Source organism: Ensifer sp. CCNWLY38 (assembly GCF_037120565.1).
Classification (GTDB): Bacteria; Pseudomonadota; Alphaproteobacteria; order Rhizobiales; family Rhizobiaceae; genus Ensifer; species Ensifer adhaerens_H.
In genome coordinates this window covers 233,682-260,060 of record NZ_JBBBBO010000001.1, presented here as the reverse complement: position 1 = coordinate 260,060, position 26,379 = coordinate 233,682, and the positions used below count along the sequence as shown (strand labels likewise).

Here is a 26,379-nt window from a genome sequence, read left to right as displayed (position 1 = left end):
GCCGCCGCTCACCCGCGCGACGGCAGCATCATGCAATCATAGGAGCGCTGCTTGAGCGCATCGCAGGCCGCGGCCGCAGCGTCCCGGCTCGAGAACCCGACGAAGCGGGCGCGGTAGATCGCATTGGCGCCCTTGCCGACAGCTTCAGTGTAGGGCGTGGCTCCGGCGAGGGGAGCGCCGGCCTCGGAGCGTGCCTGAGCGAGCAGCATGCGGGCCGCCTCGGCAGACGGTGCCGCCGAAATCTGGATCTGCCAGCCGCCAGCTGCAGCCGGTGCCGCCGCCGTCGTTTCGATCTCAGCCACCTCGGTGGGCCGTTCCGCAGGTATAGCGGCTGTGGATGTTGCCGCAATCAAAGCGGCAACGGAATCCTGCTTCGTCCGCTGGGGCGTGGCAAAGGGCATCGGAACGTCCGATGTCGCGGCCGACGTCACCTCGACCACCTTCCCGCCGCGGGTGGACGCGACCAGCTGCCGCCCGATCTTCGTCGAAGCCTTGCCGACATGGCGATCGAGAAGTGCCGCCATCTTGGCATCGCGGCTGCGCGCCGACCGCCCACCGAGCACGACGCCGACCACCCGGCGATTGCCGTCCTTGACGGCGCTGACGAGATTGAAGCCGGAAGCGTTGGTATAGCCGGTCTTGATGCCGTCCATGCCCTCGTAGCGATACATCAGATTGTTGTGGCCGCGGACCTTGCGGCCGCGGAAGCTGAAGCTCTCGGTGGCAAACAGCCGGTATTCCCTGGGAAAGTCGCGCATCAGCGCGACGGCAAGCGTCGCCATCTCACGCGCTGTCGTCACCTGCTGGCTGGCCGGCAAGCCGGAGGCGTTGATGAAGACCGTCTTGCGCATGCCGAGCTGCCGCGCCTTGGCGGTCATTATCCTGGCAAAGTTTGCCTCCGACCCTCCGAGCTTTTCCGCCATTGCCGTCGCGGCATCGTTGCCCGAACGCACGATCATGCCGAGTACCGCCTCGCGGACCGTGATGGTCATGCCGGGCTTGAGGCCGAGGCGCATCGGCGGCTTGGCCGCCGCCGCCTTCGAGACCTTGATCGTGCTGTCCCAGGAAAGTTCGCCGCGCCGCAGCGCCTCGAAGGTCATGTAGACTGTCATCATCTTGGTCAGCGAGGCCGGATGGTTGAGGACATCAGGGTTTTCGGCCGAGAGGACTTTGCCGGTGCGCGCATCCAGTACCAGCGAGGCGGTTCCGGCGATCGCCGTTGCGGACCCAAGCGCGAAAGCGAAGATCGCAAGCAGGAGGCAGCGCAAAGTTTTCATGTCGATCCCCGTCGGAAAGCGCCATCGGTCACAGGCGCGATGCTGTTTCGTTTTGTGACAAGATCCGTGTCTTTGCTGCAACTTTAGGGCGGAACGTGGCGGTCCCGCCCTGTTTTCGGGGCCGTGGTAAATGGCCAATGAATGTCCTCTCCGTTCAACAAGGTTTAACGCCCTCGCCGTTAACTTTCCAGGCCTGTATGCCGCGAGGAAACATGGGGCCGACCGTCAGGAACACGATCGCGACAATTGTTCGCCGCGCCGCCATCGCCGGCGGGCTGGAGGTCGCCGGAGCGCTGAGCCGCGTCGGGCTGATGGCTGGCGCGCGCGGAAAGGGGGCGATCTTCACGCTGCACCATGTCCGGCCGAGGCTTGTGCGTGCCTTCGATCCCAACGCCCATCTGGAGATCACGCCGGAATTCCTCGACGCAGCTTTGACGACGCTGAAGCGTGACGGCTATCGCTTCGTCCCGCTCGAACAATTGCCGGACGCGTTGGCCGCCGGAGGCGGGCCGATCGCCTGTTTTACGCTTGATGACGGCTACCGGAACAATCTCGCGCATGCGCTGCCCGTGTTCGAGCGCCATGCTGCACCCTTCACCGTGTTTGTCACTGGTGGCTTCATCGATCGAACCCATACGCTCTGGTGGGAAACGCTCGCCGACGTGCTGGCGACGAAGGAGACGCTGCGGTTCGACTTCGGTCACGGTGTCGAGACGCTGCCAACGCATACGACTGCAGACAAGCAGGCGGCCTTCAATCGTGTCGCGGCGGTCGTTCATAGCCGCGATGAAGCGACGGCCATTGCATTGCTGAACGCCGTAGCGATCGAACACGGTATCGATCCGCTGGCGATCACCGAACGGCTGACTTTGGATCAGAAAGGGCTTCGGCGGCTGATCGAAAGCCCGCTGGCCAGCCTCGGCGCACACACCATCAGCCATCGCTCAGTCGCGCGCCTGAGCGGCGACGACGCAAGGCGAGAAATTCGCCAGTCGGCGGAGCGTGTCGAGGCCATTACCGGCCGGCAGCCTCTGACCTTCGCCTATCCCTATGGCGACCCACCGGCCGTCTCGGCGCGCGATCATCGCATCGTCGCCGATCTCGGTTTTTCCCTCGCGGTCACCACCCAGCCCGGCACGCTCGTCGAACGCGCAAAATCCAGCCTTCATGCGCTGCCGCGCATTTCGCTGAATGGGCATTTCCAGCGGGCACGTTACGTCTCGGCGCTGGCGTCCGGCATCCCATTCCGCTTGGCGGGCGCCTGAACGGCCGCCAACTAAGGGTACATGCGCACCTTTTCCCAGCCGCCTTCGGGTGTTGCGCGACGGAACTCCATCCGGTCATGCAGCCGGAAGGGGCGGTCGTGCCAGAATTCGATCGAGGTCGGGCGGATGCGGAAGCCGGACCAATAGCTCGGGCGTGGGATCTCGCCGAGCGCGTGGCGGGCGGTGTATTCGGCGACGGCCTTTTCCAGTGCGAAGCGGCCCTCCAACGGGCGTGACTGTTTTGATGCCCAGGCGCCGATGCGGCTGCCGCGCGGCCGGCTCTTGAAGTATTCGTCTGCCTCTTCGTCGGTCACGATCTCGACCGGACCGCGCACGCGCACCTGCCGCCTCAGGGATTTCCAGTGGAAGCACATGGCCGCCTTGCGGGCGCCAAGGATTTCCTGGCCCTTCTGGCTCTCGAAATTCGTGTAGAAAACGAAGCCGCGTTCGTCGAAGCCCTTCAGCAAAACCATGCGGACATTCGGCAATCCGTCGCCGTCGACGGTGGCGAGCGCAACCGCGTTCGGATCGTTGATTTCGCTGCCTTCCGCGTCCTTCAGCCATGTGCCAAACAGGGAAAAGGGCTCATTTGATTCGGTGAAGTCACCGCTTGCATTCTCACTATCTTTAGAAATCAATGGCTTATACCCCAGTTATCCGAAGGTTCTCCAAGAGGTGGTTCTCCGCTCGCCGAATGACGATTCGGAGGACCTCGTGAACGGACGGGAAAACGACGCGGAGAACGCGCAGCTAAGTAATTGTTTCCCGTTGGGTCGTAAGGAACCGCTTGTTAACTCATTCGCCGCCATTATTGCCTTCCAATGCCGTGATGTCTGGCGCGGAAATGCTTCGGGATGAGCCCGACCGGTATTTCCGCATCAAAAATGTCGGAGCCTGTACGTTGACCTTCTCGAGCAGCGTGCGGCTCCAGCGAGTCTGACAGGATTGCCGTGCAAGACATAGCAAAGTGGATCGATACCAAGAAGGGGTATTCCTTCGCCTTGCTGCGTAGCGCGGCAATTTGCCTGCCGGTCCTGGCGCTTTCCGGCTGCATGGGCGCGGGTCTCGATTTCTTTGGCAGCGGCGTCGACCGCACGGTCTCGACAGGCACCGTTCCGGTTGCCAAGACCTCCGATGGCCTCTCCGACGCCGTGATGGTTCGCAATGCTGTGACTTCGGCCGAACTCGGTGGCGGTACCATCAACCCGATCCCCTGGGCCAACGCGACTTCCGGCAGTGCCGGTGTCATCAGCATCATTCAGGAAGACCGCGCAAGCGGCATGCTCTGCCGCCGCTTCACCACGACGCGCCATTCCTACGAGGGCATCGCAAAGTTCGACGGCAGCACGTGCCAGGGTGGTGATGGCGCCTGGTATCTGACGAGCTTCGGCCCGCGCGCCTAAGATAGCGCGGCAATCGGCGATTAACCACAATTCTCTAAAAGTGCGAACGATCGTCCGCGGCGCTCGTTCCAGAGCCGGTGGCGCCGTTGCGGCTAACCACTATTTAGCAAGTTCTCCGGATCATCGGTGCTCAGTGGACGGGCGACAATGACGCCTTCAATCGGGGCATAAGGCGGGCATCAGGGAGAGGCCGCCGATCAGAGAAGATGGTAGAAGCCATGCGTGATCCCTATGCGATCCTCGGCGTCCGGCGCAATGCCGGGCAGGACGAAATCAAGGCGGCCTGGCGTTCGCTGGCAAAGGCCGTGCATCCGGACCATAACCAGGACGACCCCAGCGCCGCCGAACGCTTTGCCGAGGCAGGCAAGGCCTACGAGCTTCTGCGCGATCCAAAGCTCAGGAGCCGCTACGACTATGCGCGCCGAGAGGCCGAGCTTCGTCGCATGGAGGCGATGAAGGCAAAGATGCGTGGCAATGTGCAGGAGGAGGCGCCCGTCGACGCGGAGACTGCCGAGGACGCCATCTCACAGATCTTTGGCGCCGAGTCTCGTGCCAAGTCGGCCCGGCCATCGCCGAAGCCGGCGTCGAACCCGACGCCCGGGCCCGCGCCGAAACCGGCAGCGGCCAAGGAGCCGGAACGCCCGGCTCAAGCTGCCGAGGCAAAGCCTGAACCTGTGGCCGAGGCGCAGCCGGAAACAGTGGCAAAGACGGATACGCCGCTCATGCAGCGCGCCGCAGCGCCCGCAGCTGAACTCGTCGCAGCCATCGTCCGGCGCATCCGCGGCCGCGCAGCAAAGACCGCCGAGAAGGTGCCCGACCTTACCGTCGATCTGGCTGTCAGCATCGAGGACCTGATCAATCGCCATCGCCTGACTGTCGAGCTTCCGGATGGCGAGAGCCCGAAGGTTCAAATTCCCCCGGGTGCCGTCGATGGGCAGACCATTCGTCTTACGGAGCAGGGCTATCGCGTCACCGGCATGAGCCGTGGCGACGTCGTCGTCACGCTTAGGGTCGATCAGAGCGGCACCTTCCGCACCCGCGGCCTTGACCTGCTCACGACCCTGCCGATCGATCTGCAGGGTGCCGTCCTCGGCTGCGAGGAGCGCATCGAGACGCCGGTTGGTCCGGTCACCGTCGTCGTTCCGGCCTGGTCCGGTTCGGACAAGATCATCCGTCTCGCAGGCCAGGGCCTGCCCGGAACCTACGGGACCCACGGCGATCTTCTGGTGGAATTGCGACTGGTCCTGAAAGACACGCCGGATGAGAAGGTGACTGATCTGATGAAGTCGCAGCGCGACGGATTCTATCTGTGACGGTCCATTTGTGACAGTTCGCTGACACTTTGAACCAATATTACGGGGACTAACAGTTCCTGATCTCAGGCGCGCTTGAACCACCCTTGCCACTATGCCATAGGCAATTCTCGGCAATTTGCCGCACCCGTTCGGTGGGGTGTCTATGACATTTGTGAACTTTGGCACCGGCGCCGGCCGTTGCTGGAAATAGTATTGGGGACTTACCATGGCTCAGGCATCCGGTCTGATGAAGGGCAAACGCGGCGTCATCATGGGCGTTGCAAACAACCGTTCCATCGCATGGGGCATTGCCAAGGCCATCCACGCGCAGGGTGGTGAAGTTGCGTTGACCTATCAGGGCGATGCGCTCAAGAAGCGCGTCGAGCCGCTGCTCGCCGAGATCGACGGCTTCATGGCCGGCCATTGCGACGTTAGTGACGAAGCCAGCATCGACGCCGTCTTCGATACGCTCGAAAAGCAATGGGGCAAGATCGATTTCGTGGTGCACGCGATCGGTTTCTCCGACAAGGACGAACTGACCGGCCGCTACGTCGATACCTCGCCGGAGAACTTCGCCAAGACGATGCAGATTTCGGTCTACTCGTTCACCGCGGTTGCTCGTCGTGCTGAAAAGCTGATGACCGATGGCGGCTCGATGCTGACCCTGACCTACTACGGCGCCGAAAAGGTAATGCCGAACTACAACGTCATGGGTGTCGCCAAGGCTGCGCTCGAAGCCAGCGTGAAGTACCTCGCGGTCGACCTCGGCCCGAAGAACATTCGCGTCAACGCCATTTCCGCCGGCCCGATCAAGACCCTGGCCGCCTCCGGCATCGGCGACTTCCGCTATATCCTCAAGTGGAACGAGTACAACGCGCCGCTGCGCCGCACCGTGACGATCGAGGAAGTCGGCGACGTCGGCCTCTACATGCTCTCCGACCTGTCGCGTTCGGTCACCGGTGAAGTCCACCACGCCGACAGCGGCTACCATGTCGTCGGCATGAAGGCGGTGGACGCGCCCGATATCTCCGTGCTCAAGGACTGATCGGCACGGCTTGCCGGTTCGACGGCCCCGCTGCCCGGAGACATGTTGTGCTGATCTATGTGATCCGTCACGGACAGACCGACTGGAATGCCGAAAGCCGGCTCCAGGGGCAGAAGGACATCCCGCTTAATGATTTCGGTCGCCAGCAGGCGACCGGCAATGGCGCCGCACTCGCCGGTATCCTCGGCACCGACGCCGCGCATTTCGATTTCGTTGCGAGCCCGCTTGGCCGCACGCGCGAGACCATGGAGCGCGTGAGGCTGGCGATGGGGCTCGATCCCGCCGCCTACCGTACCGATGAACGGCTGAAGGAGGTATCCTTTGGTGACTGGGAAGGGCACACGCTTCCCGAGCTCAAGCGCTCGGCGCCGCAAAGGATCGCCGAACGGCGCGCGGTGAAGTGGGACTTCATTCCGCCGGGACCTGATGCCGAGAGTTACGAGATCCTCTCCTGGCGTGTTGCCGCCTGGCTGAAGGATGTGACGAAGCCGACCGTCTGCGTCAGCCACGGCGGCGTCATCCGGTCGCTTTTCAAGCTCTTTGGAGAAATGGAAGCCGAAGAGGCTGCGTCTGCGGCGATCCCGCAGGATCGCCTTCTGCGCATTTCCGGCGGTGCCATCGGCTGGATCTGACGGCCGAAATGAAAGAGCCGCCCCAGAGAGAAGGGCGGCGGATCGCTGCTTACTGTACGATTTCTAGGTCGTTGATGACCCGTTTGCCATCGACTTCGGTATAGAAGACCAGAACCTTCACGCCCTCCTTCAGGCCCTCGAAATTGAATTCTTCGGGTGCCTGGTAGCTCTTGCCATCATCGAGCTGCAGGCTGAGACGTTCGGTGTCGACACCCGTAATGGTCGCTTCCACGTCGGCGCTTTCCGCAAGAGCGGACAAAGGCGAAAGCAAGCCGGCGGTGGCCATGAGCGCGGCAATGACGAAACGCATCTTTCTTGCCCTTTTCAACGATTCTGCGAACATTCCTGTCATCACCCTTGGTCCCCGATTGTGGCAAAAATTGCCTTGTGACTTGGCTTTTGGCCGCCAGGCCCCGGTTTTTTGATGGCCCGTCCGACGCCGGAAGACTGGACGGCGACATCGTTTTTTTCAAGCGGGGGAGCGTCGAAGTAGGGGCGGCGGAATATTGATTTCCCCATGAATCATAGGGTTTTCCAAGGATTTGTGACGAAAGCCAATCTTAAGGTTCGCTCGCTACCTTTGGTTGGGGATCGAGGGGAAGAGATTGAACATCATCGACGTTCTGCGCCAGCGCATTCGGGCGGCAGCCAAATTTGCGAAACCATCGCTCATACCAGCGGCGATCGCCGGCCTCGTCGTGTTTGCCGGCGGGTACGTCTATGAGCGGCAGAATCGCGAAAACTTCCAGAATGACCTCAGGATCGACGTCGAGAACGAACTGAACCTCATCGCCAACCGGTTGCAATCGGAGATAAACACCAACATCGCCGCGCTGAACGGATTTGCCAACAGCATCGGCGTGCACCCGGCGATGACGCCTGACGATTTTACCGTCATGGCAACGAAGCTTCTTCTCCAGAACCCGCAGATGGTGCGCGCTTCGGCTGCGCCCGCCGGTGTTGTGCGGATCGCCTTCCCGCGTGAAAGCCAGCAATGGTTCGTCGGCACCGATTTCAACAGGTTCGGCGCGACAAGGCACGCAATAGAACGCGCATCGTCGACGGTGAGACCCGTGATGATCGGCCCCATTCGCCTGCCGAGCGGCCGTAACGGCTTCGAGCTTTTCTTGCCTGTCTTTTCCAAGATCCAGGGGCGGATGGAGCGCTGGGGCTATGTCGAGGCCATCATCGACGAAAAGGCGCTCTATCGCGCCGCGCGCCTTCTGGAGGCGGGCAGCGAAACGCCGGAACTGACAAAGGATCATCGCCACGTCGACGTTCACCTCGCGATCAGGGATATCTCCGAGCAGGAACGCATCCAGGACGCGTTCTTCGGCGACGACGCGCTTTTCCGCAAGGCGCCGGTAACGCGTCGGCTGGATCTGGCGGGTGGCGCATGGGAGCTCGCAGCCATGCCGGTTGGCGGGTGGGACCAGCTTCCCGAAGACATCGATGCCACTCGCTTGGCGATCGCCGCCGCTGTCGCAATCGTGGTAATCCCGATCCTCTTGACCGGCGGGCTCTTCAACGAACGGCAGCGCAACATTGCCAAGCTGAAAGCGCGGGAAGGGGAGGTGATGACGCTGTCGCACCGGCTGAACCTCGCGCTCGACGCGTCCAAGATCGGCGTCTGGGAGATCGATGTCGAAACGCAGCAGCGCTCCTGGGACGATCGCATGTTCCACCTGCATGGGCTGGAGGTCCATCTGGAGGAACCGACCTATGAGGAGTGGCGCGCAACGGTGCATCCGGAGGACATCGGCATCGCCGCCAACGCGCTGTTCCGCAGCCTGGACGACGGGTTGGAATATCGCTCGCAATACCGGGTTGTGCTGTCTGACGGAACCTTGCGCCACATCCGCAACGTCGGATCCAGCCACCGCGGCGCCGATGGGCGCGCAAAGGTCACCGGCATCAGCTGGGATGTCACGGACGACGTTATGAAGACCGAGAGGCTGACTGCGGCCAAGGCCCAGGTCGATCAACAGAACCTCGAGCTCGAACAGGCACTGAAGGGTCTTTACGAGCGTGAGCAGGATCTTGAACTGCTTTCACGCCGGCTCGACCTGGCACTCGATTCCTATCGATGCGGCATGTGGGAGGCGGACCTCGATAGCGGACTGACCTATTGGGACGATCGCATGCACCAGCTCTACGGTCTCGTCTACACCGATGGGACCACTAATGAAGAGACATGGCTCACCGCGCTTCATCCCGATGATCGGGCGCCGGCGCTGGACGCGGTCAACCGCGCAATCGCGGCGGACGAGACCTATGTGCACCAGGCGCGCGTGTTTCTGCCGGCTGGCGGCGTCCGCCACATCCGGTCGGTCGGCAAGCTTCATGTGGCGCCGGATGGTGCCCGCAAATTCGTCGGCATGGCGCTCGACGTCACCGAAGACGTGCTGATGACCGAGCAATTGCGGGTCGCCAAGGCCATGGCCGATGCGAAGAACGCCGAGCTGGAGCAGGCGCGGGTGCGGATCGAGCACAACGCCCTGCACGATCCCCTGACCGGTCTTGGAAACCGCCGCATGCTCGACAAGGCGCTGGAGCGGTTGGCGAGGGCCGGTGATCACGAGGATATCGCCATCCTCCATATCGATCTTGACCGCTTCAAGCAGATCAATGACACGCTCGGCCACGCAGCCGGCGACGCCATGCTGATCCATGCTTCCGAAATCCTCCGGGCAAATATCCGGCCCGGCGATATCATCGCCCGCATCGGTGGTGATGAGTTCGTGGTCGCCGTCACCGGTGCGCCCGGCGAGACGGCACTGGCAGCGCGCTGTGACCGGATCATCGCTGCGATGCGCCAGCCGGTCGACTACAACGGTTTTCCCTGCCGCTTCGGTGTCAGCATCGGTGTGGCGGTGGGCCGTGGCGCGGAAATCGATGCGCGCAGGCTGCTCGTCAATGCCGATATCGCGCTCTACCGGGCCAAGGAGGCGGGCCGTAACCGCTATCAGTTCTTCACCGAGGTGTTGCAGGCCGAAGTGGTGACCGCCAAGCGGATCGCCGACGAGATCCTCGAAGGCATCGAACGGGACGAGTTCGAACCCTGGTATCAGCCACAGTTCGACGCGACCACGCTTGCGCTGTGCGGAGTGGAGGCGCTGGTGCGCTGGAACCACCCGCGTGAGGGCGTCCTGACGCCGGATCGTTTCCTTGGCATCGCCGAGGAATTGAATGTCACGGCGGCGCTTGATCGCCTCGTGCTCGAAAAGTCGCTGATCGACCACATGCGTTGGGCGGCCGCCGGCCTGAGAGTTCCCAAGATCTCGGTCAATGTTTCGGCGAAGCGGCTTCAGGAGGATGATCTGCTGTCCTCGCTCGAAGGCTTGAGCATCGCGCCCGGCCAGATCTGTTTCGAACTGGTGGAATCGATCTTCCTCGATGAGAGCGACGACATCGTTGCCACCAACATCGAAGGTATCAAGAAGCTCGGCATCGATATCGAGCTCGATGACTTCGGCACCGGTCATACCTCGATCGTCAGCCTGCTGAAGATCAAGCCGAAGCGGTTGAAGATCGATCGGCAGCTCGTCGTTCCGGTTCTGGGCGCACGGCGGGAGCAGGCCCTGGTGCGTTCGATCATCGAGATCGCCCGCTCGCTCAACATCGAGACCGTTGCTGAAGGCGTCGAGACGATGGCGCATGCGGAGATGCTCGGCATCCTCGGCTGCGACGTCCTGCAGGGCTATGCCTTCTCCCGGCCGTTGAGCGCGGAGAAGTTCCTCGCCTTTGCGGCCGACCGCGGCCTGCGCCTGGCATCGTGACGAAGCGACGGCGGCAGGCGCAAAAGTCTTTCCCCGTCCCCGGCTTTCCACTAAGAGAGGGCATCCGCGTACGAAATGTACGGCCGTTGCTTGCTTAAGGTCCGGTAGCCTTCATGTCGCATAACACTTTCGGTCACCTCTTCCGCGTCACCACCTGGGGCGAAAGCCACGGGCCGGCGCTTGGCTGCGTCGTCGATGGCTGCCCGCCCGGCATCCGTTTCACGCTCGCCGAACTCCAGGCCTGGCTCGACAAGCGCAAGCCCGGGCAGTCGCGTTTCGTGACGCAGCGCCGCGAGGATGATCTCGTCAAGGTGCTCTCCGGCGTGATGTTCGACGAGGACGGCGAGACGATGATCTCGACCGGGACGCCGATCTCCATGCTGATCGAGAACACCGACCAGCGTTCGAAGGACTATTCCGAGATCGCCAAGCGTTACCGCCCGGGCCACGCCGACTATACTTACGATCTGAAATACGGCATCCGAGACTATCGTGGCGGCGGCCGTTCCTCGGCGCGCGAGACCGCGGCGCGCGTTGCCGCCGGCGGCATCGCCCGCAAGGTCGTGCCGGGCCTCGTCGTGCGCGGCGCGCTCGTGCAGATCGGCCAACACAAGATCAACCGCGCCAACTGGGATTGGGCCGAGGTCGACAACAACCCCTTCTTCGCCCCGGATCCGGAGATCGTGCCGGTTTGGGAGGAATATCTCGACGGCATCCGCAAGGCCGGCTCCTCGATCGGCGCCGTCGTCGAAGTGGTCGCCGAGGGCGTGCCCGCCGGCATCGGCGCGCCGATCTATGCCAAGCTTGATCAGGACATTGCCTCCAACCTGATGTCGATCAACGCCGTCAAGGGTGTCGAGATCGGCAACGGTTTCGGTGCGGCCGAGATCACCGGCGAGGAGAACGCCGACGAGATGCGCATCGGCGCCGACGGCAAGCCGGTCTTCCTCTCCAATCATGCCGGCGGCATTCTGGGCGGCATCGCCACCGGCGAACCTGTGATCGCGCGTTTTGCCATCAAGCCGACGTCGTCGATCCTCACCGAGCGTCGCTCGGTCGACAGCGATGGCAAAGAAGTCGATGTCCGCACCAAGGGTCGCCACGACCCCTGTGTCGGCATCCGCGCCGTGCCGATCGGCGAGGCGATGCTTGCCTGCACGATCGCCGATCACTACTTGCGTGACCGCGGCCAGACCGGCCGCCTCAAGTAATTCGCCCTCTATTTCGGGAAGAGCACCATGTCCTATGACCAGAAGCGTGTCGTCGACGCCATCCGCGCCTTCGAGGCCGGCGAAATCGTTGTCGTGACCGATGATGATGGCCGCGAGAACGAGGGCGATTTGATCGTCGCCGCGGTGCATTGCACGCCGGAGAAGATGGCCTTCATCGTGCGCCATACGTCGGGCATCGTCTGCACGCCGATGCCGCGCGAGGAGGCGAAACGCCTCAACCTCAATGCCATGGTTGCTGAAAACGATTCTGCCCATACGACGGCCTTCACCGTCTCGGTCGATTTCAAGCATGGCACCACGACCGGCATTTCCGCCGATGATCGTACGTTGACGGTGCGCAACCTCGCCAATCCCAATGTCGGGCCGACGGACTTCGTTCGCCCGGGCCACATCTTCCCGTTGGTCGCCCGCGAAGGCGGCGTTCTCATGCGCTCCGGTCATACGGAAGCCGCCGTCGACCTCTGCAGGCTCGCAAGCTTGCCGCCGATCGGCGTCATCTGCGAACTCGTCAACGACGACGGCACCGTCATGCGCGGACCGCAGGTCGCAAGCTTTGCCGACACCCACGGCCTCAAGCAGGTTTCGGTCGCCGACCTCATCGCCTACCGTCAGCGCAAGGAAACGCTGATCGAGCAGGGCGGGTCCTTCGATATCGAAACGCCCTACGGTGCGGCCAAGGGTCATTCCTATTCGCTACCCTGGGATCCGATGCAGCATCTCGCCGTCGTCTTCGGCGATATTCGCGATGGCGTCGATATCCCGGTCCGCCTGCATCTCGAAAATGTCGGCGCCGATGTGTTCGGCAAGGACTGCCAGATCGATCGCGTCATGAAGCGTATCGCCGACGAGGGCAGGGGGGTCATCGTCTACCTGCGCGAAGGATCGGTCGGTGTCGGCGTGTCGCAAACGGCCCGCAAGGGCAAACACGATCGTGAAGCACATGACGAGGCGCAGGCGCGCGAGAACGAATGGCTGGAAATCGGCCTCGGCGCGCAGATCCTGAAAGATCTCGGCATCAGCTCTATCCGTCTTCTTGCCTCGCGGGAGCGCCACTATGTTGGCCTCGAAGGCTTCGGCATCAAGATCGCCGGAACCGACATCATCTAAAGCATGACGCCTCTGAATACGACAAAGCCCGGATCGTGGATCCGGGCTTTGTCGTTTGTACCGGTGCCGGCCAATAAAAAAGCCGCGCTCGAAGCGCGGCGTTGTGTCTTGTTTGCGTGGGGTCCGGCGACCGGTCAGGGCAGCGCGTCGTAGCCTTCGCCGAAGCCCTTGAGATCGACCGGGATGCCGATGCCTTCTTCCGGCGACTGGAAGACGATGAAGGTCGCCGTCGCGCCGGAGCGGAAGGTCTTCAGCAACTCGTCCTCGAGCACGACTTCCGCATAGCAGCCGTCGGAGAAGCAGCGCACGAAGTAGGCGCGGCCGATATCCTTGCCGTCGACATTGAGGCCGAGGCCGTTTGGCAAAAGCACGCCGAGCGGAGCGAGCACGCGCAGGATCTTCGCCTTGCGGTCCGCCGTCTTCAGCACGACCACCGACAGGCCGACTTCCGGCCGGTCCTCGGCAATGACGTTCTGCATCAGCGCGCACTGGTCGGTGGAAGCGCCTGCCGGCTGATCGCAAACGATCGACCACGCGCCGTGGTTGGACTTGACCGTGCCGGGTGTTCCGGCGGGCTGCTGGGCCAGGCTCTGAGCGGGGAGAGCGAGAACGGCAAGGCCGAAGGCGGCGAAGGCCGACAGTCGCGAAAAGAGGGGCAGGCCCATGTAAACCTCAAAACGTCGAATCATCAGGGCTATTCTTGAAGCGCGCAGGAATAAATGAAAAGCCCTGCGGGGCACATTCCAGCGTCATATGGCGGAAATTGGGCGGGTTAACGCCCTCTCCTGTGTGTTGCCGCGCGAACCGCGTGCGATCGCGCCTCCAGGGGCGCGGAAGACGTCATATAAGTCGATTCGTGACGGCTTCTAAGGGGTGCCTGTGTGAAAAGATGCGTTTGTGCAAAAATGCCGCATGGGGTTGATTGGTCAGATGTTGCGGCATCGGACAAACTGTGGTTTGAAGCGCAGCAGTATCGCAGGGATTCTGCGTTCCGGTTTGATCCTGATCAAGCGCATTGGGGAGACATATTGTGAAAAACAAGGCTTATGCAGTTCTGGCAGCGCTTGCCTGTCTGCTTTTTGCTTCGAGCGCCTTTGCTGACAAGCCTGTCGATTGGCAGACGAACTTTCAGTCGGCCGCTACGGGCATTATGGAAGAAATCACATGGTTTGAACATTATACCCTGTGGTTCATCATTCCGATCACCCTCTTCGTTCTCCTCCTGCTGATCATCGTCGTGGTCAAGTTCCGCGAGAGTGCTAACCCGGTTCCCTCCAAGACCAGCCACAACACCGCCATCGAAGTCGTCTGGACCGTCGGTCCGGTCATCGTGCTTCTTTTCCTCGCCATTCCGTCCTTCCAGCTCCTGACCGCGCAGCTCACGCCGCCGGCCAATCCGGACCTGACGGTCAAGGCGACCGGCAACCAGTGGTACTGGTCCTATGAATATGAAGTCGGCGAAAGCCCGCTCTCCTTCGACAGCCTGCTGATGAAGGAAGAAGATCGCGCCGCCCTCGGCAAGGAAGACAAGAAGGAATATCCGCGCCTGCTCGCCGTCGACAACGAAGTTGTCATTCCGGTCGGCAAGACGGTGCGTGTCCTCGTCACCGCCGCCGACGTGATCCATGCCTTCGCAATGCCTGCCTTCGGCGTGAAGATCGATGCCGTTCCCGGCCGCCTGAACGAAACCTGGTTCAAGGCTGACCGCGAAGGTCTGTACTACGGCCAGTGTTCCGAGCTCTGCGGCAAGGATCACGCCTATATGCCGATCGCGATCCGCGTTGTTTCGCAGGAAAAATACGACACCTGGCTCGCAGCCGCCGCAACCAACATTGGCGATGCGAACAAGGCGCTCATGGCGTCCATCGATGCGGCCAAGACCGTCGACGTCGCCGCAAACGCCGCACAGTAATCGGAAGGGGAGCTCGACCCATGGCTGGAACAGCCGTTCATCACGATCAACGCCATGATCACTCCGATCATGGCCACGCAGACCATGCGCATAAGCCTCTGAGCTTCTTCCAGCGCTGGTTCCTGTCGACCAACCACAAGGACATCGGCACGCTGTACCTGATCTTCGCGATCATCGCGGGTATCATCGGCGGCACGCTTTCGGTGTTCATGCGCGCCGAACTGCAGGAGCCTGGCATCCAGATCTTCCACGGTCTGGCGCAGATGGTCTACGGTTTCGAGGGCGATGCTGCCATCGACGGCGGTAAGCACATGTTCAACGTGTTCACGACCGCGCACGCGCTCATCATGATCTTCTTCATGGTCATGCCGGCGCTGATCGGCGGTTTCGCCAACTGGATGGTTCCGATCATGATCGGTGCACCGGACATGGCGTTCCCGCGCATGAACAACATCTCCTTCTGGCTGATCATCCCGGCCTTCCTGCTGGTGCTGCTGTCGATGTTCGTCGAAGGTCCTGCAGGCGCCTATGGTGCAGGCGGCGGGTGGACGATCTATCCGCCATTCTCGACATCGGGCATGCCCGGGCCGGCCATGGATTTCGTGATCCTCGGCCTGCACATCGCTGGCGCGTCGTCGATCCTCGGCGCGATCAACTTCATCACCACGATCCTGAACATGCGCGCTCCGGGCATGACGCTGCACAAGATGCCGCTCTTTGCCTGGTCGGTTCTGATCACCGCCTTCCTGCTGCTGCTTTCGCTGCCGGTTCTGGCAGGCGGCATCACCATGCTGCTCACCGACCGCAACTTCGGCACGGCCTTCTTCGCGCCTGAGGGCGGCGGCGACCCGATCCTGTTCCAGCACCTGTTCTGGTTCTTCGGTCACCCGGAAGTGTACATCCTGATCCTGCCGGGCTTCGGCATCGTCAGCCACATCGTCTCCACCTTCTCGCGCAAGCCGATCTTCGGCTACCTCGGCATGGCCTACGCCATGGTCGCGATCGGCGCCGTCGGCTTCATCGTGTGGGCGCACCACATGTACACCGTCGGCATGTCGCTCGACACGCAGCGCTACTTCGTCTTCGCGACGATGGTTATCGCTGTTCCGACCGGCGTTAAGATCTTCTCGTGGATCGCGACGATGTGGGGTGGTTCGATCCGCTTCACGACCCCGATGGTCTGGGCGATCGGCTTCATCTTCCTGTTCACCGTCGGTGGCGTCACGGGCGTTCAGCTCGCCAACGCCGGCCTCGACCGTTCGCTGCACGACACCTACTACGTGGTTGCTCACTTCCACTACGTTCTGTCGCTCGGCGCCGTGTTCGCGATCTTCGCCGCCTGGTACTACTGGTTCCCGAAGATGACCGGCTACATGTACTCCGAGTTCGTCGGCAAGCTGCATTTCTGGGTCATGTTCATCGGCGTGAACCTGATCTTCTTCCCGCAGCACTTCCTCGGCCTCGCCGGCATGCCGCGCCGCTACATCGACTACCCGGATGCCTATGCCGGCTGGAACATGGTTTCGTCCTACGGCTCCTACATCGCGGCCGTCGGTGTCCTGATCTTCCTCTTCGGCGTCTTCGAAGCCTTCGCCAAGAAGCGCGTCGCAGGCGACAACCCGTGGGGCGAGGGCGCGAACACTCTGGAATGGCAGCTGTCTTCGCCGCCGCCGTTCCACCAGTGGGAACAGCTCCCGCGCATCAAGTGACGGGCAACGAACAGAAGCCGCCGGTTCCGGCGGCTTCACCCCGCCGGGAAACCGGCGACAAACGGCCTTTGCGGCCGGGACTTGCACAGGGACACGACATGACGGTCATCGACAATCACGAAGCAGTCGGCATGGAAGGCGCACCGCGTCTGTCCGAAGCCTCTGCGCGCGATTATTTCGAGCTTCTGAAGCCGCGTGTCATGTCCCTCGTCGTCTTCACGGCGCTCGCCGGGCTCGTGCTCGCGCCGGGCCACATCAATCCCTTCATCGGCTTCATCGCTATTCTCTGCATCGCCGTCGGCGCAGGTGCGTCCGGCGCCCTGAACATGTGGTATGACGCCGATATCGATGCGGTCATGAGCCGTACCGCCAAGCGCCCGATCCCGGCAGGCAAGATCCTGCCGCAGGAAGCGCTGGCTTTCGGCCTGACGCTCTCCGCCTTTTCCGTGATCATCCTCGGGCTCGCCGTCAATTGGCTCGCAGCCGGGTTGCTCGCCTTCACCATCTTCTTCTACGTGGTCATCTACACGATGTGGCTGAAGCGCTCGACGCCGCAGAACATCGTCATCGGCGGTGCGGCCGGTGCTTTCCCGCCGATGATCGGCTGGGCTTGTGTCACCGGCGCCGTATCGATCGAAAGCATCGTTCTCTTCCTGATCACCTTCCTGTGGACGCCAGCGCATTTCTGGGCGCTTGCCCTCTTCAAGATGGGCGACTATGGCGCCGTCGGTGTGCCGATGATGCCGAATGTCTGCGGCCAGGCGACCACCAAGAAGCAGATCGTCATCTATGCTGTGCTGACTGCGCTCATCGGTATCTGTCCCACCTTGCTCGGTTTCGCGAGCATCGGTTACGGCCTCGTCGCAGCGGCACTCGGTCTCGGCTTCATCTGGTATTCGATCGGCGTGCTGCGCATGCCGGAAGCGGATGAGCGCATGCTGCCCGCCAAGAAGCTGTTCGCCTTCTCGATCATGTATCTGTTCGTGATCTTCTCCGCCCTGATGGCGGATCACCTGATCGTCAATATCTGGCTGAACGCCGGGAGTATTGCCTGATGGAAACCGTCAAGCTCACTGAAGCCCAGAAGAAGTCGCGCCGAGGCCGCAACATTGCGCTCGGCTTCGTCCTCGCGGGGCTCGTCGTTCTGTTCTACATCGTCACGCTGATCAAGTTCGGCAACGGCATGGTCAGCTGAGGCAGGATGGCATGACGAATTCACCGGAAATCACGCCCAAGCAGCACTCGAACCGCGTCGTCGTCGGCACTTGCCTCGCCTTCGTCGCCGGGATGGTCGGCATGGCCTATGCGGCCGTGCCGCTCTACGACATGTTCTGCCGCGTCACCGGCTACAACGGTACGACGCAGCGCGTCGAGCAAGCTTCCGATGTGATCCTGGACGAGAAGGTGAAGGTCACCTTCGACGCGAACACCTCGGGCGGTCTGCCCTGGGAGTTCAAGCCGGTCCAGCGCGACATCGATATCCGCATTGGCGAAACCGTGCAGGTGATGTACCGGGCGAAGAACCTGTCGTCGAAGCCGACCACGGGCCAGGCGACCTTCAACGTCACGCCGATGCAGGCTGGTGCCTATTTCAACAAGGTACAGTGCTTCTGCTTCACCGAGACGACGCTGCAGCCGGGAGAGGAGATGGAGATGCCGGTGGTATTCTTCGTCGATCCGGACATCGTCAAGGCGGTGGAGACCAAGGACATCAAGACGTTGACGCTTTCCTACACCTTCTACCCGCGCGAACCGTCGAAACCGGTGGCGCAGGTGAAGACGGAAGAGAACAAACTTTGACTGGAGGTCCTTTTCGGCTATGCCGGAAGGGCGACAAGAGAGAGACATTTCGGGGATTACTGACATGGCCGGTGCGCATCAGAAGAATCACGACTACCACATCATCGACCCGAGCCCCTGGCCGTTGCTTGCCTCGATCGGCGCCTTCGTCATGGCGTTCGGCGGCATCTGCTACATGCGCTACCTCGCGGGCAGCTCGCTGAAGATCTTCGGCCTCGAGTTCGCCAACGTCTGGATCCTGCTCGCCGGTCTGATCATCGTTCTCTACACCATGTTCGGCTGGTGGTCGGACACGGTGAAGGAAGCGCATGAGGGCCACCACACCCGTGTCGTGTCGCTCCACCTGCGCTACGGCATGATCATGTTCATCGCTTCGGAAGTGATGTTCTTCGTGGCCTGGTTCTGGGCCTTCTTCGATGCGAGCCTGTTCCCGGGCGAAGCCATCCAGGCAACACGCTCTACCTTCACCGGCGGCGTCTGGCCGCCGAAGGGCATCGAAGTGCTCGATCCGTGGCACCTGCCGCTCTACAACACCGTCATCCTGCTGCTTTCGGGCACGACGGTCACCTGGGCACACCACGCTCTGCTGCACAACGACCGCAAGGGCCTGGTCTCGGGCCTGACGCTGACCGTCGTTCTCGGCGTGCTGTTCTCCTTCGTTCAGGGCTACGAATACGCCCACGCTCCGTTCGCCTTCAAGGACTCGATCTACGGCGCGACCTTCTTCATGGCGACCGGCTTCCACGGCTTCCACGTTCTGGTCGGCACGATCTTCCTGCTCGTCTGCCTCATCCGTGCCCTGCGCGGCGATTTCACGCCCAAGCAGCACTTCGGCTTCGAAGCGGCTGCCTGGTACTGGCACTTCGTTGACGTCGTCTGGCTGTTCCTCTTCTTCTCCATCTATATCTGGGGCAGTTGGGGTGCGCCGATCGCTCACGGCTGATAGCGCGAGCATCTCGATCTTTATGAACAGGGCGGTTGCAGCCATGCAACCGCCCTGTTCTTTTGGTGGCTTGTGGTGATGGAAACGCGACAGGGGTGCGAAATGCGGGTTGCGTCGATCACGGTCATGGCGGTGCTGGTCGGATCCGTCTCGGCTGCGGCGGACGACGTTGCGGATAGGGTCGTCGTCCACAAGGAACGACGGCTCTTGCAGCTCTTCCACGATGGGCAGGTGATCCGCGAATATTCCGTCGCGCTCGGCGGCAACCCCGTTGGTCACAAGCGGCAGGAAGGCGACCAGAGGACGCCGGAAGGGCTCTATCTGCTCGATTGGCGCAATCCGGGAAGCGGCTACTACAAATCCATCCACGTCTCCTATCCGGCACCGGAAGATACCAAGTCTGCGGTCGCAAATGGCGTCGATCCCGGCGGCATGATCATGATCCACGGCCAGCCCAATTATTTCGGCTGGCTGGCGTTTTTGACGCAGCGCTTCGATTGGACGAATGGCTGTATTGCCGTTACCAATGCCGAAATGGAAGAAATCTGGACGATGGTCCCCAACAACACGCCGATCGAGATCAAGCCGTGAGCGAAGACAAGGCACATTTCCCGCCGGTGGACCCGGTGATGACAGGGATCAAGGGGCTTTGCCCGCGCTGCGGCCAGGGCAGGCTCTTCGACGGTTTTCTCAAGGTCAAACCGGCCTGCACAAGCTGCGACCTGGATTATCGCTTTGCCGATTCCGGCGATGGCCCGGTGGTCTTCGTCATCCTGATCGTCGGCTTTGTCGTCGTTGGCGCGGCGCTTTGGGCGGAGGTCAACTTCAGCCCACCGCTGTGGCTGCATTTCCTGTTGTGGATCCCGCTTGCGACTATCCTCAGCCTCGGACTGACACGCATGCTCAAGGGCGTCCTGATCAACCTGCAGTACCGCAACAATGCGCGCCCGGGCGAGATCGACCGTGGCTGAGATCGAAGTCAAGAAGCGCGGCCTCGTCGGACGCCTCGGCGCCTTCCTTTTGCTCGCAGTCGCCTTCGCCATCCTTATCTCGCTCGGCACCTGGCAGATGCAGCGGCTGCACTGGAAGGAAAGTCTGCTGACAGCGATCCAGGAGCGTCGGTCGGCGCCTCCGGTGTCGCTTGGCGACATCGAGAAGATGCTCGCGGATGGCGTGGACATCGATTACCGCACCGTCACGGTTACCGGCACCTTCGATCACAGCAAGGAGCGGCATTTCTTCGCGACCTTTAACGGCCGCACCGGCTACTACGTCTTCACGCCGCTGACGCTCGACGATGGCCGCGTGCTCTTCGTCAATCGCGGCTTCGTGCCCTTCGAACAGAAGGATTCGTCCACCCGTCTTGCGGGCGAGCTTCCCGCCTTCGTGGGCATCAACGGCCTCGCAAGGCCGAAGCTTGACGAGAAACCGTCGTCGCTCGTTCCGGACAATGATCTCGCCAAGAACATCTTCTACTGGAAGGATCTCGACACGATGGCGTCGTCGGTCGGTCTTCCCGCCGACAAGGTCGTGCCGCTGTTCGTCGATGCCGATGCGACACCCAACCCCGGTGGCCTGCCGATCGGCGGTGTCACCCAGTTCGACCTGCCCAACAACCATCTGCAATACGCGCTGACCTGGTATGGGCTGGCGGCAGCACTGGTGCTGGTCAGCGGTCTCTACGTGGCGCGCCGCGGGCGATAGCCCGGACGGCGCCGCCGTGCTAACCCTGCTGAAGGGATCGACAGCGGGGAATAAGATGGCGATTATCGCGAACACTCTGATTGCCGTGACGGGCTTGCTGCATGTCGGCTTTCTCGTGCTCGAGATGTTCCTGTGGACAGGACCTCGGGGGAGGGCTGTCTTCCGCATGACACCGGAGCAAGCGGAGACAACACGGGTCCTTGCCGCCAACCAGGGGCTTTACAACGGGTTCCTCGCGGCTGGCCTGTTCTGGTCGTTGATCCAATCGGAACCGTCCTTTGCCTTCGAGTTGAAGGTGTTCTTCCTTGTGTGCGTGATCCTTGCCGCTATATATGGCGCGTGGTCGGTCAAGCCGCGTATCCTCTTAATCCAGGGCGGCTCGGCGATCGCAGCGCTTGTTTTCCTTCTATTGGCATTCTGATCCATGGCATCATCAGCGGCAGCAAAATCCCCGATCACCATTCGCCTGTGCGGGCCGCGCGGCTTCTGCGCCGGCGTCGACCGGGCGATCCAGATCGTCGTCCTGGCGCTGAAGGAATTCGGCGCGCCCGTCTATGTCCGCCACGAGATTGTGCACAATCGCTATGTCGTCGAGGGCCTCGAGGCCAAGGGCGCGATCTTCGTCGAAGAGCTCGACGAGATCCCGCCGGAGCACCGCAAGCAGCCGGTGGTCTTCTCGGCCCATGGCGTGCCGAAATCGGTGCCCGCGGATGCTGACGCCCGCAATCTCTTCTATCTCGACGCCACCTGCCCGCTGGTCTCCAAGGTCCACAAGCAGGCGATGCGCCACAACCGTCTCGGCCGCCACGTGGTCTTGATCGGCCATGCCGGCCATCCGGAAGTGATCGGCACGATGGGGCAGTTGCCGGAAGGCACGGTATCGCTGGTCGAGACCGTCGAGGATGCAGACGTTTATCAGCCGCCGGACCCGGACAATCTCGGCTTTGTCACCCAGACGACGCTGTCGGTCGACGACACGGCCGGCGTCATCAAGCGGCTGCACGAGCGCTTTCCGAACCTGACGGCGCCTGCTGCCGATTCGATCTGTTACGCCACCACCAACCGCCAGGAGGCGGTGAAGCAGGCAGCGCCGGGCTGCGACCTGTTCCTCGTCGTCGGTGCGCCGAACTCTTCCAATTCCAAGCGACTGGTCGAAGTGGCGCTGAAAGCGGGTGCGAAGAAATCCGTGCTGGTCCAGCGTGCATCGGAAATCGACTGGGACGAGATGGGCGATATCTCGACGGTGGGTCTGTCGGCTGGCGCTTCGGCGCCCGAAGTGATCGTCAACGAGATCATCGAGGCGTTTCGCGAACGCTATGAAGCGCAGGTGGAACTCGCCGATACGGTCGAGGAAAACGAGAACTTCCTCGTCAACCGCGAGATCCGCCATGTGCCGCTGACATCAGCCGACATGGCCTTCGTCAACGGCGAATAGTCATATTTCTTGCCCGCATTTTCTTGAGAGTGGAAGCCCTTGGCAGTTTACACCGATATCACGGAAGACGATCTCTCCCGTTTTCTCACCGCCTATGACGTCGGCCAGCTGACCTCCTACAAGGGGATCGCCGAAGGCGTCGAGAATTCCAATTTCCTGATGCACACGACCAAGGGCTCCTACATTCTCACGCTTTACGAAAAGCGCGTGAACGCCGATGACCTGCCATTCTTCCTGGGATTGATGCACCATCTGGCCGACGGCGGCCTGTCCTGCCCACTACCGCTGCCGCGGGCCGATGGCAAGCTGCTCGGCGAGCTCTCTGGCCGCCCTGCCGCCGTCATCTCGTTCCTCGAGGGCATGTGGCTGAGGAAGCCCGAGGCAAAACACTGCCACGAGGTTGGGAAAGCGCTTGCCGCCATGCACCTCGCCGGTGAAGGCTTCGCGCTGAAGCGCACCAATGCGCTTTCCGTTGGCGGCTGGCGGCCCCTCTGGGTCAATTCCGAGGCACGCGCCGACGAGGTGCAGTCGGGTCTCAAGGACGAGATATCGGCGGAGCTCGAGCATCTGGAACGCCACTGGCCGAAATCCCTGCCGGATGGCGTCATCCACGCCGATCTCTTCCCGGACAATGTCTTCTTCCTCGGCGACCAGCTTTCCGGCCTGATCGACTTCTACTTCGCCTGCAACGACTATCTCGCCTATGACGTTGCCGTCTGCCTGAACTCCTGGTGCTTCGAGAAGAACGGCTCCTACAACATCACCAAGGGCATGGCGATGCTTTCGGGCTACGAGAGCGTGCGCAAGCTGACGCCGGCCGAGGTCGACGCCCTGCCGCTGCTCTGCCGCGGCTCGGCGCTGCGCTTCTTCCTGACGCGGCTCTACGATTGGCTGATGACGCCCGCCGGCGCGCTGGTGGTCAAGAAGGATCCGCTCGAATATCTGACGAAGATCCGCTTCCACCGGGCGATCGCTTCGAGCGCGGAATATGGCCTGCGCCGAGACGAGGGCCAGGCATGAAACACGTCGACATCTTCACGGACGGCGCCTGCTCCGGCAATCCGGGGCCGGGCGGCTGGGGCGCCGTGCTGCGCTACGGCGAGGTGGAAAAGGAACTCTCCGGCGGCGAAGCCGAGACGACCAACAACCGCATGGAACTGATGGCGGCGATCTCGGCGCTCGATGCGCTGAAAAGCGCCTGCGAGGTCGATCTCCATACCGACAGCAAATATGTGATGGACGGCATCTCCAAGTGGATCCACGGCTGGAAGAAGAACGGCTGGAAAACCGCGGACAAGAAGCCGGTGAAGAACGGCGAGCTCTGGCAGGCGCTGGATGAAGCCAATCGCCGACACAAGGTGACCTGGCATTGGGTCAAGGGCCATGCCGGCCACCCGGAAAACGAACGCGCCGACGAGCTCGCGCGCAAGGGCATGGAGCCCTTCAAGAAGGGCCGCCGGTCGGACTCTCTTCTCGTGAAATGAAAAACGGGCCGTTGAGGCCCGTTTCCATTTGCACTTACTTCTGCGCTCAGAGCAATTCCAGGAAAAGTGTGAAACGGTTTTCCGTCCGGAATTGCGCAATTTCAAACAGTTGGAGCAATTCGCTGTTTCAATGAAACAGTGAATTGTTCTAGAGCTGTTCGAGCATCGCCGCAGCGCCTGAAACGGTCGCCTGGCCCGGACTTTCTTCGAGATTGAGCGACTTCACCACGCCGTCCTCCACCAGCATCGAATAGCGCTTCGAGCGGACGCCAAGCGTGCCGGCCGAAAGGTCGATGTCCATGCCGAGTGCCTTGGTGAAAGCGGCGTTCCAGTCGGAAAGGAAGTGGATCTTGCCCATGCCGCCGGACGCGGTTGCCCAGGCGCCCATCACATGCAGGTCGTTGACCGAGACGACGGCGATATCGTCGATGCCGCGGGCAAGGATCGCGTCGCGGTTTTCGAGATAGCCGGGCAGATGGTTGAGCGAGCAGGTCGGCGTGAAGGCACCGGGAACGGCGAAGAGCACGACGCGCTTACCCGCGAAGAGCTGATCGGTGGTGACCTCCACCGGACCGTCGGCGGTTTTTTCCTTGAAGGTTGCGGCTGGCAGTTTGTCTCCGACGGCGATGGTCACGGCACTCTCCTTGCGTTTCTTGAGTCTTCGCTTCTCCGTTCGCGTCGGAGAACTCGGCGGACTATAGATGCGGCCTAATCAAAGGCAAGGGTCGTCTCCATGCTGCGGCCCTTGGCGCGTATGGTGACAACGATTGGCTTGCCCTTGAGTTCCCTGTCCTTGCCGGAGAGGCGAACGGGGACGGCTGCGCTGAGGCCCGTCTCGCCCTCGATCGCGATCTCGGGTTTGCCGAAGGAAACGCCGGAAGGGCCAGCCAGGAACAGCTCCGGATGGTCCGCGCCGTCAGGCAAATGCACGGAGAGGTGCAGCACGGTTTTTTCCGCATCATAGCGGCTCGCCGTGACGGCAAAGTCCTTGGAAGGTGCTTCCGGCAGTGCGGCAACCGCGTTATCGATGCGCGCGCTGTCGAGCGGATTGTCGAAGTCGCCCTGCTTCAGCGCCAGCGTCAATTCGCCCTGGACCGGGATGCAGATGTCCTCGCAGATGCCGAGAAACACCGAGGCGCGAATATTGACGTCGCCGGTGCCTTGGACGCGCTTCAGTATCAACGGGAAAGCGACCGACTTGTCGTAACCGACATAGCGCACGACTCCATCGTCGAACGTCTTCGGCACCGGGAAGCCGATCTTCTCAAGCACGACGCCGCTCGCCGGATCGATCGTCACCTGCGGAGGGATGCCGCTTGCGCCCGGCTCGCGCCAATAGGTCTTCCAACCGGCGTTGAGCTTGACTTCGAGCGTTGCGGGGATCGTACCATCCTGCCTGGGTTGGGCTGCGACGAGGCGGATCATGCCGCCTGGAGAGGTCACCCAGTCGCTGGTGGCCGCCTGTGCAGCGACGGTAAGAAAAAAAGCGGCGATGAGGCTTGCCGCGCCAATGAACTGGGCCATGTTCTGGTGTGTGGAGCGCTGGATCATATCGGAAGCAATATCGCTTTTGCCGATGCTGCTCCAGACGCTCCAAGAGAGCAACGATCATAATCGCTTGATCGGACACGGCGAAGTGAACGTCGTGCGTGCAATATTTCCCGGCCGCGACGCTGAGGCGCTTTTCATTTCGCGGCGAATTGGTAGGCTGTTCCCATGATGTCGACTCCGATGGCGCAGAAGAGACGGGAGCGAGGTTTCCTTGACGGTCAATTCCTGATCGCCATGCCGGGAATGTTTGATGCCAACTTCGCCCGCACGGTCATCTTCATCTGCGCCCATTCCGACGACGGTGCGATGGGCTTCGTGCTCAATCGGCCTCAGCAACTGACTTTTCCGGACGTGTTGCTTCACCTCGATATTCTCGACGAGGAGGAGGCGATCCGGCTTCCGCAGATGACACGGGATTTCCAGATTCAAGCCGGCGGACCGGTTGAGACTGGGCGCGGCTTCGTGCTGCATTCCGACGATTATCTGAGCGATTCCAGCATTCCGGTCAGCGATGACATCTGCCTGACGGCAACGCTCGATATCGTCCGCGCCATTTCGCGCGGGGAGGGGCCAGTCAGGGCGACGATGATGCTCGGCTATGCCGGCTGGGGTCCGGGGCAGCTCGAGGCGGAAATCACCCAGAACGGCTGGCTCACGAGCCCGGCACGCGAGGAACTGATCTTCGACAAGGCGCTGGACGACAAATACGACCGGGCGCTGGCGCTGATGGGCGTGTCGGCCGCGATGCTCTCGGTGGACGCAGGCCACGCCTGATCGCCGTCTTAGCCGGCTTTCTTCAAATCATA

At 61.9% G+C, this 26,379-nt stretch carries 28 protein-coding genes; 22 read left to right on the top strand and 6 right to left on the bottom strand.

The window, feature by feature from the left end:
* Positions 1-8: 8 nt before the first annotated feature.
* The gene (locus tag V7S54_RS01395) at positions 9-1,268 is read right to left on the bottom strand and encodes a serine hydrolase (protein WP_442892533.1); all 1,260 of its coding nucleotides are present in this window, start codon (positions 1,266-1,268) and stop codon (positions 9-11) included.
* A gap of 221 nt (positions 1,269-1,489) precedes the next feature.
* Between V7S54_RS01395 and V7S54_RS01390 the strand changes: the two genes are divergently transcribed.
* Entirely contained in the window at positions 1,490-2,542 is a 1,053-nt protein-coding gene (locus V7S54_RS01390) for a polysaccharide deacetylase family protein (RefSeq protein ID WP_065372631.1), read from the top strand.
* An 11-nt stretch (positions 2,543-2,553) separates the two neighbouring features.
* On the opposite strand, the gene pdxH is transcribed toward V7S54_RS01390, so the two are convergent.
* Positions 2,554-3,177: a pyridoxamine 5'-phosphate oxidase gene (gene pdxH / locus V7S54_RS01385; RefSeq protein ID WP_065372829.1), complete on the bottom strand. Its 624-nt coding sequence runs from the start codon at positions 3,175-3,177 to the stop codon at positions 2,554-2,556.
* A 315-nt stretch (positions 3,178-3,492) separates the two neighbouring features.
* Between pdxH and V7S54_RS01380 the strand changes: the two genes are divergently transcribed.
* The 4 genes from V7S54_RS01380 to V7S54_RS01365 all read left to right on the top strand — a co-directional run bounded on the left by V7S54_RS01380 (position 3,493) and on the right by V7S54_RS01365 (position 6,917).
* Positions 3,493-3,945: an RT0821/Lpp0805 family surface protein gene (locus V7S54_RS01380; RefSeq protein ID WP_065372630.1), complete on the top strand. Its 453-nt coding sequence runs from the start codon at positions 3,493-3,495 to the stop codon at positions 3,943-3,945.
* A gap of 206 nt (positions 3,946-4,151) precedes the next feature.
* Positions 4,152-5,258, top strand: coding sequence for a DnaJ C-terminal domain-containing protein (locus V7S54_RS01375; RefSeq protein ID WP_065372629.1), 1,107 nt, complete (start codon positions 4,152-4,154; stop codon positions 5,256-5,258).
* A 208-nt stretch (positions 5,259-5,466) separates the two neighbouring features.
* On the top strand, positions 5,467-6,285 hold the full coding sequence (gene fabI, locus V7S54_RS01370) for an enoyl-ACP reductase FabI (RefSeq protein ID WP_057250703.1): 819 nt from the start codon (positions 5,467-5,469) through the stop codon (positions 6,283-6,285).
* Positions 6,286-6,332: 47 nt separating this feature from the next.
* Complete coding sequence (locus tag V7S54_RS01365; protein ID WP_058320385.1) at positions 6,333-6,917, top strand: histidine phosphatase family protein; 585 nt, start codon at positions 6,333-6,335, stop codon at positions 6,915-6,917.
* Between the two features lie 49 nt (positions 6,918-6,966).
* On the opposite strand, the gene V7S54_RS01360 is transcribed toward V7S54_RS01365, so the two are convergent.
* Positions 6,967-7,227 (bottom strand): DUF1344 domain-containing protein, encoded by a 261-nt coding sequence (locus V7S54_RS01360; protein WP_065372628.1) that lies wholly within the window; start codon positions 7,225-7,227, stop codon positions 6,967-6,969.
* Between the two features lie 295 nt (positions 7,228-7,522).
* On the opposite strand from V7S54_RS01360, the gene V7S54_RS01355 reads away from it, so the two are divergent.
* The 3 genes from V7S54_RS01355 to ribB all read left to right on the top strand — a co-directional run bounded on the left by V7S54_RS01355 (position 7,523) and on the right by ribB (position 13,035).
* The gene (locus V7S54_RS01355) at positions 7,523-10,696 is read left to right on the top strand and encodes a bifunctional diguanylate cyclase/phosphodiesterase (protein WP_065372627.1); all 3,174 of its coding nucleotides are present in this window, start codon (positions 7,523-7,525) and stop codon (positions 10,694-10,696) included.
* A 113-nt stretch (positions 10,697-10,809) separates the two neighbouring features.
* A complete protein-coding gene (gene aroC / locus V7S54_RS01350) occupies positions 10,810-11,907 on the top strand; it encodes a chorismate synthase (protein ID WP_065372626.1) in 1,098 nt (365 codons plus the stop codon).
* A gap of 27 nt (positions 11,908-11,934) precedes the next feature.
* Positions 11,935-13,035, top strand: coding sequence for a 3,4-dihydroxy-2-butanone-4-phosphate synthase (gene ribB, locus V7S54_RS01345; RefSeq protein WP_065372625.1), 1,101 nt, complete (start codon positions 11,935-11,937; stop codon positions 13,033-13,035).
* 134 nt (positions 13,036-13,169) lie between these two features.
* Here ribB and V7S54_RS01340 read toward each other — a convergent pair whose 3' ends face one another.
* On the bottom strand, positions 13,170-13,724 hold the full coding sequence (locus V7S54_RS01340) for an invasion associated locus B family protein (RefSeq protein ID WP_373419799.1): 555 nt from the start codon (positions 13,722-13,724) through the stop codon (positions 13,170-13,172).
* A 341-nt stretch (positions 13,725-14,065) separates the two neighbouring features.
* Between V7S54_RS01340 and coxB the strand changes: the two genes are divergently transcribed.
* The 13 genes from coxB (at position 14,066) to rnhA (ending at position 24,022) form a co-directional block, all read left to right on the top strand.
* A complete protein-coding gene (gene coxB, locus V7S54_RS01335) occupies positions 14,066-14,947 on the top strand; it encodes a cytochrome c oxidase subunit II (RefSeq protein WP_065372624.1) in 882 nt (293 codons plus the stop codon).
* 20 nt (positions 14,948-14,967) lie between these two features.
* A complete protein-coding gene (gene ctaD, locus V7S54_RS01330; protein WP_065372623.1) occupies positions 14,968-16,656 on the top strand; it encodes a cytochrome c oxidase subunit I in 1,689 nt (562 codons plus the stop codon).
* Between the two features lie 98 nt (positions 16,657-16,754).
* Positions 16,755-17,711 (top strand): heme o synthase, encoded by a 957-nt coding sequence (locus V7S54_RS01325; protein WP_065372828.1) that lies wholly within the window; start codon positions 16,755-16,757, stop codon positions 17,709-17,711.
* Positions 17,711-17,851 (top strand): hypothetical protein, encoded by a 141-nt coding sequence (locus tag V7S54_RS01320; protein ID WP_141679272.1) that lies wholly within the window; start codon positions 17,711-17,713, stop codon positions 17,849-17,851. The genes V7S54_RS01325 and V7S54_RS01320 overlap by 1 nt, the downstream gene beginning before the upstream one ends.
* Positions 17,852-17,862: 11 nt before the next feature.
* Positions 17,863-18,456, top strand: a complete 594-nt coding sequence (locus tag V7S54_RS01315) for a cytochrome c oxidase assembly protein (RefSeq protein ID WP_065372622.1) — start codon at positions 17,863-17,865, stop codon at positions 18,454-18,456.
* Positions 18,457-18,520: 64 nt separating this feature from the next.
* A complete protein-coding gene (locus V7S54_RS01310) occupies positions 18,521-19,399 on the top strand; it encodes a cytochrome c oxidase subunit 3 (RefSeq protein WP_065372621.1) in 879 nt (292 codons plus the stop codon).
* 102 nt (positions 19,400-19,501) lie between these two features.
* On the top strand, positions 19,502-19,990 hold the full coding sequence (locus tag V7S54_RS01305; protein ID WP_065372620.1) for a L,D-transpeptidase family protein: 489 nt from the start codon (positions 19,502-19,504) through the stop codon (positions 19,988-19,990).
* Positions 19,987-20,370 carry a DUF983 domain-containing protein gene (locus tag V7S54_RS01300; protein WP_065372619.1) on the top strand — a complete coding sequence of 128 codons (384 nt, stop codon included), beginning with the start codon at positions 19,987-19,989 and terminating at the stop codon, positions 20,368-20,370. Before V7S54_RS01305 ends, V7S54_RS01300 begins: the two co-directional genes overlap by 4 nt.
* Positions 20,339-21,103, top strand: a complete 765-nt coding sequence (locus V7S54_RS01295) for an SURF1 family protein (protein ID WP_065372618.1) — start codon at positions 20,339-20,341, stop codon at positions 21,101-21,103. The genes V7S54_RS01300 and V7S54_RS01295 overlap by 32 nt, the downstream gene beginning before the upstream one ends.
* A gap of 55 nt (positions 21,104-21,158) precedes the next feature.
* The gene (locus V7S54_RS01290) at positions 21,159-21,524 is read left to right on the top strand and encodes a DUF1304 domain-containing protein (protein WP_065372617.1); all 366 of its coding nucleotides are present in this window, start codon (positions 21,159-21,161) and stop codon (positions 21,522-21,524) included.
* Between the two features lie 3 nt (positions 21,525-21,527).
* Positions 21,528-22,538 carry a 4-hydroxy-3-methylbut-2-enyl diphosphate reductase gene (gene ispH / locus V7S54_RS01285; RefSeq protein WP_065372616.1) on the top strand — a complete coding sequence of 337 codons (1,011 nt, stop codon included), beginning with the start codon at positions 21,528-21,530 and terminating at the stop codon, positions 22,536-22,538.
* 39 nt (positions 22,539-22,577) lie between these two features.
* Complete coding sequence (locus tag V7S54_RS01280; protein WP_065372615.1) at positions 22,578-23,558, top strand: homoserine kinase; 981 nt, start codon at positions 22,578-22,580, stop codon at positions 23,556-23,558.
* Complete coding sequence (gene rnhA, locus V7S54_RS01275) at positions 23,555-24,022, top strand: ribonuclease HI (RefSeq protein ID WP_065372614.1); 468 nt, start codon at positions 23,555-23,557, stop codon at positions 24,020-24,022. Before V7S54_RS01280 ends, rnhA begins: the two co-directional genes overlap by 4 nt.
* A gap of 148 nt (positions 24,023-24,170) precedes the next feature.
* Here rnhA and V7S54_RS01270 read toward each other — a convergent pair whose 3' ends face one another.
* Together V7S54_RS01270 and V7S54_RS01265 are read right to left on the bottom strand one after the other, a co-directional pair.
* The gene (locus V7S54_RS01270) at positions 24,171-24,656 is read right to left on the bottom strand and encodes a peroxiredoxin (protein ID WP_057250664.1); all 486 of its coding nucleotides are present in this window, start codon (positions 24,654-24,656) and stop codon (positions 24,171-24,173) included.
* A gap of 74 nt (positions 24,657-24,730) precedes the next feature.
* On the bottom strand, positions 24,731-25,573 hold the full coding sequence (locus tag V7S54_RS01265; RefSeq protein WP_065372613.1) for a protein-disulfide reductase DsbD domain-containing protein: 843 nt from the start codon (positions 25,571-25,573) through the stop codon (positions 24,731-24,733).
* A gap of 168 nt (positions 25,574-25,741) precedes the next feature.
* Between V7S54_RS01265 and V7S54_RS01260 the strand changes: the two genes are divergently transcribed.
* Positions 25,742-26,347, top strand: coding sequence for a YqgE/AlgH family protein (locus V7S54_RS01260; protein ID WP_057251089.1), 606 nt, complete (start codon positions 25,742-25,744; stop codon positions 26,345-26,347).
* Positions 26,348-26,379: the final 32 nt, after the last annotated feature.

Coding starts and splice junctions, on each gene's coding strand:
- V7S54_RS01390 (WP_065372631.1), top strand. CDS start 1,490: ATGGGGCCGACCGTCAGGAACACGATCGCGACAATTGTTCGCCGCGCC.
- V7S54_RS01375 (WP_065372629.1), top strand. CDS start 4,152: ATGGTAGAAGCCATGCGTGATCCCTATGCGATCCTCGGCGTCCGGCGC.
- fabI (WP_057250703.1), top strand. CDS start 5,467: ATGGCTCAGGCATCCGGTCTGATGAAGGGCAAACGCGGCGTCATCATG.
- V7S54_RS01360 (WP_065372628.1), bottom strand. CDS start 7,227: ATGCGTTTCGTCATTGCCGCGCTCATGGCCACCGCCGGCTTGCTTTCG.
- aroC (WP_065372626.1), top strand. CDS start 10,810: ATGTCGCATAACACTTTCGGTCACCTCTTCCGCGTCACCACCTGGGGC.
- ribB (WP_065372625.1), top strand. CDS start 11,935: ATGTCCTATGACCAGAAGCGTGTCGTCGACGCCATCCGCGCCTTCGAG.
- V7S54_RS01340 (WP_373419799.1), bottom strand. CDS start 13,724: ATGATTCGACGTTTTGAGGTTTACATGGGCCTGCCCCTCTTTTCGCGA.
- ctaD (WP_065372623.1), top strand. CDS start 14,968: ATGGCTGGAACAGCCGTTCATCACGATCAACGCCATGATCACTCCGAT.
- V7S54_RS01325 (WP_065372828.1), top strand. CDS start 16,755: ATGACGGTCATCGACAATCACGAAGCAGTCGGCATGGAAGGCGCACCG.
- V7S54_RS01320 (WP_141679272.1), top strand. CDS start 17,711: ATGGAAACCGTCAAGCTCACTGAAGCCCAGAAGAAGTCGCGCCGAGGC.
- V7S54_RS01315 (WP_065372622.1), top strand. CDS start 17,863: ATGACGAATTCACCGGAAATCACGCCCAAGCAGCACTCGAACCGCGTC.
- V7S54_RS01310 (WP_065372621.1), top strand. CDS start 18,521: ATGGCCGGTGCGCATCAGAAGAATCACGACTACCACATCATCGACCCG.
- V7S54_RS01305 (WP_065372620.1), top strand. CDS start 19,502: ATGCGGGTTGCGTCGATCACGGTCATGGCGGTGCTGGTCGGATCCGTC.
- V7S54_RS01295 (WP_065372618.1), top strand. CDS start 20,339: ATGCGCGCCCGGGCGAGATCGACCGTGGCTGAGATCGAAGTCAAGAAG.
- V7S54_RS01290 (WP_065372617.1), top strand. CDS start 21,159: ATGGCGATTATCGCGAACACTCTGATTGCCGTGACGGGCTTGCTGCAT.
- ispH (WP_065372616.1), top strand. CDS start 21,528: ATGGCATCATCAGCGGCAGCAAAATCCCCGATCACCATTCGCCTGTGC.
- rnhA (WP_065372614.1), top strand. CDS start 23,555: ATGAAACACGTCGACATCTTCACGGACGGCGCCTGCTCCGGCAATCCG.
- V7S54_RS01265 (WP_065372613.1), bottom strand. CDS start 25,573: ATGATCCAGCGCTCCACACACCAGAACATGGCCCAGTTCATTGGCGCG.
- V7S54_RS01260 (WP_057251089.1), top strand. CDS start 25,742: ATGTCGACTCCGATGGCGCAGAAGAGACGGGAGCGAGGTTTCCTTGAC.